This is a genomic window from Cryobacterium flavum (genome assembly GCF_900103805.1).
GTDB lineage: Bacteria > Actinomycetota > Actinomycetes > Actinomycetales > Microbacteriaceae > Cryobacterium > Cryobacterium flavum.
Window position 1 is genome coordinate 1 of record NZ_FNIB01000037.1, and the last position, 2,408, is coordinate 2,408.

Below are 2,408 nucleotides of genomic sequence, written 5' to 3' on the forward strand. Positions count from 1 at the left end.
AGCACACCCGCTGAAGCCATGCAACGACTATTATCAGAGCCAGAAAAGCCCATCGTTGCGACGACCGGTTGAATCCGCCAACCCCCTACGGGACAATTTGGCCGAGCTGTCTGCTCTTGGTGATTGATCCTGGATCAGCTATGTCGCCCCGTTCGTTTCCTGACATTGGTCGGTGCGCCGTTGGTTACGGCACGCGGAGTTCTTTGAGCGGATCGCGGCGGGCGGCCACCAGCGCGGGTACCAGGGCCGCGATCACGCCGATGGTGGTCGACAGGAGTGCGACGGCGCCGACGAAGTCCCAGCCCGGGAGTGGATCTCCGGAGACGGTCAGCCCGATCGACGCTGCAATGCTGCCGATCGTGGCACCGACCAGGGCGAGGGCACCGGTTTGCGTGAGGAGCAGCGAGATGATCAGGGCTTGGGAGGCGCCCAAGGCGCGGCGGCGCCCGAAGTCCTTGCGACGCAGCATCACCAGGCCGTAAAGAATCGCTGCCACCAGCACCGCGGTCAGTGCGAAAACGACGACGACGAGGCTGCGGCCGAACGAATCCAGCTGTCCTTCAACCAGGCCACGGAGTGCGGCGAGGTTTTCACTCGTGGTCAGGGTCACTTTGGCGGGATCGGTGACCGCCAGGACGGATCGCACCGCGTCGGAGACGGGAGCGACCAGGTCGGGGCGGTCGGCGATGACAATGAGCACGGCGACCGTTCCCGGGGTGTTTTCGGTCTGCGGGGCGATGACGAGGGGTTCAAGGAAGGCGAGAAAGTCCGGAACGGTCAGGCTCCCGGTGACGGCGAAGTCGACGCCGGAGTCGTCCACGACAGCCCCGACGGCGTCCGGCATTCCCAGGCCCGCCAGCGCAGTCGGTGATGCCCAGATCGAGGCGTTGCTCACTGGCGGCAGCATGGTGATCCCGAGGTGGTTGAGTTGGCTGCTCCAGGCCAAGCGCATCGGGACCTTGGTCGCGCCGGCAAATTGGAGGTTGGTGACGTCCTGGGCGATACCGAACGCTCCAGCCCATTGGATGCCGTCGATGTGTGCCAGCCGGTCCAGCACTGTGGCGTCGAGCCCGGCGTCGGTGTCGGCACGAATGATGATGGAGCGGGTCCCTTCCGAGTCGATTGAGCCGAGCACGGCCTGCTCCGCCCCGACGGTGCGTCCAGTCGTCAGCAGTACCGTGGCACACATGCCGGCGACCATGACGATGGTGACAACGGATGCGACGGGTTGGGCCCACGCCGTCGCCAACGCTTCCCGCACCACGGCAGCCCACCGATGAAGCGAGGTCATAGTTCGAGTCGGCGGTCGCAGCGGGCGACCAGGGCCGGGTCGTGGGTGACGACGATGACGGCCGCGCCGCGGTGGGCCTGGGCGTGCAGGGCATCGACGACGAGGTCGGATGAGGCCGGATCGAGGTTGCCGGTGGGTTCGTCCGCGAGCAGGATCTGCGGGTCGTTGAGTAAGGCACGGCAGAGCGCGATGCGTTGCGCTTGCCCGCCAGACACCTGCCCCGGTTTTGCGTTCGCCCGCAACGCAACGCCGAACTGGTCCATCAGCTCGTGCGCGCGCCGAATGGCCGGCTTCCGAGGGGTTCCACGGTAGAGGGTGGTCTCGATGATGTTGTCCAGCACCGTTCGGGTGGCATCGAGGGCAGCGTCTTGAAAGACGAAGCCATACTGATGCGCCCGTAAACCGGCGCGGTCTGCGTCGCGCCGGTGCGCAGCATCCGTCCCGTCGATCTGCACCTGTCCGGCGGTGGGTTTGAGCATGAGGCCGAGTACGTAGAGCAGGGTGGACTTGCCGCGCCCGGACGGGCCGGTGATGGCGACCACCTCTCCGGCGTGGAAGTCCGCGCTCCAGTCCGCCAGGATCGGTGCGGTCGGAACGTAGCCGAAGGTGATGTCGCGGGCGGCCAGCCGGATGGTATCGACCATGGCTAGTCGGCCGTCGCCGGGATGCGCACCAAGGTGCCGTCGGCGACGCCGTCAATGATCGACATTCCGCGGGCGCTGGTGACCACCGTCACGGGATGACTCGTGCCGGCGTTGTCGATGACGGATGCGGTGCCGTCGGCCGCGCTGAGCAGCGCGGCACTCGGGACCATCAGTCCGGCGATCGATTCCACCGTGACGATCCGTGATGACAGCAGCGACTGCTCCGTGACGGGGATGCTCGCGCAGGCATCGGCGCAGATGACCGCGCCGTCTTTGCCCACGAGGGTGATGACAATCAGTCCGGTCTCATCAGCGGCCTGGTCGGCCACGAACCCTTCCCAAATGCCGCCGTCGATGCTGGAGATTTCTACCCGCGTTCCCGTGGGCATCAACGCGGCCTGGGATTCGCTGACCGGTACGGTGAAGATGGGCGCGGCCGGTAACGCCCGCACGACGTTTTCTCCGCCGGTGAG

General features: G+C 66.4%; 2 protein-coding genes and 1 pseudogene. All 3 read right to left on the minus strand.

Annotated features, from left to right (window positions below):
- Positions 1 to 184 precede the first annotated feature (184 nt).
- The gene (locus BLS91_RS19365; RefSeq protein ID WP_241983013.1) at positions 185 to 1,291 is read right to left on the minus strand and encodes an FtsX-like permease family protein; all 1,107 of its coding nucleotides are present in this window, start codon (positions 1,289 to 1,291) and stop codon (positions 185 to 187) included.
- On the minus strand, positions 1,288 to 1,935 hold the full coding sequence (locus BLS91_RS19370; RefSeq protein WP_092342707.1) for an ABC transporter ATP-binding protein: 648 nt from the start codon (positions 1,933 to 1,935) through the stop codon (positions 1,288 to 1,290). Before BLS91_RS19370 ends, BLS91_RS19365 begins: the two co-directional genes overlap by 4 nt.
- Positions 1,936 to 1,937: 2 nt before the next feature.
- Positions 1,938 to 2,408, minus strand: a pseudogene (locus tag BLS91_RS20110) (peptidoglycan-binding domain-containing protein); the annotation flags it as partial.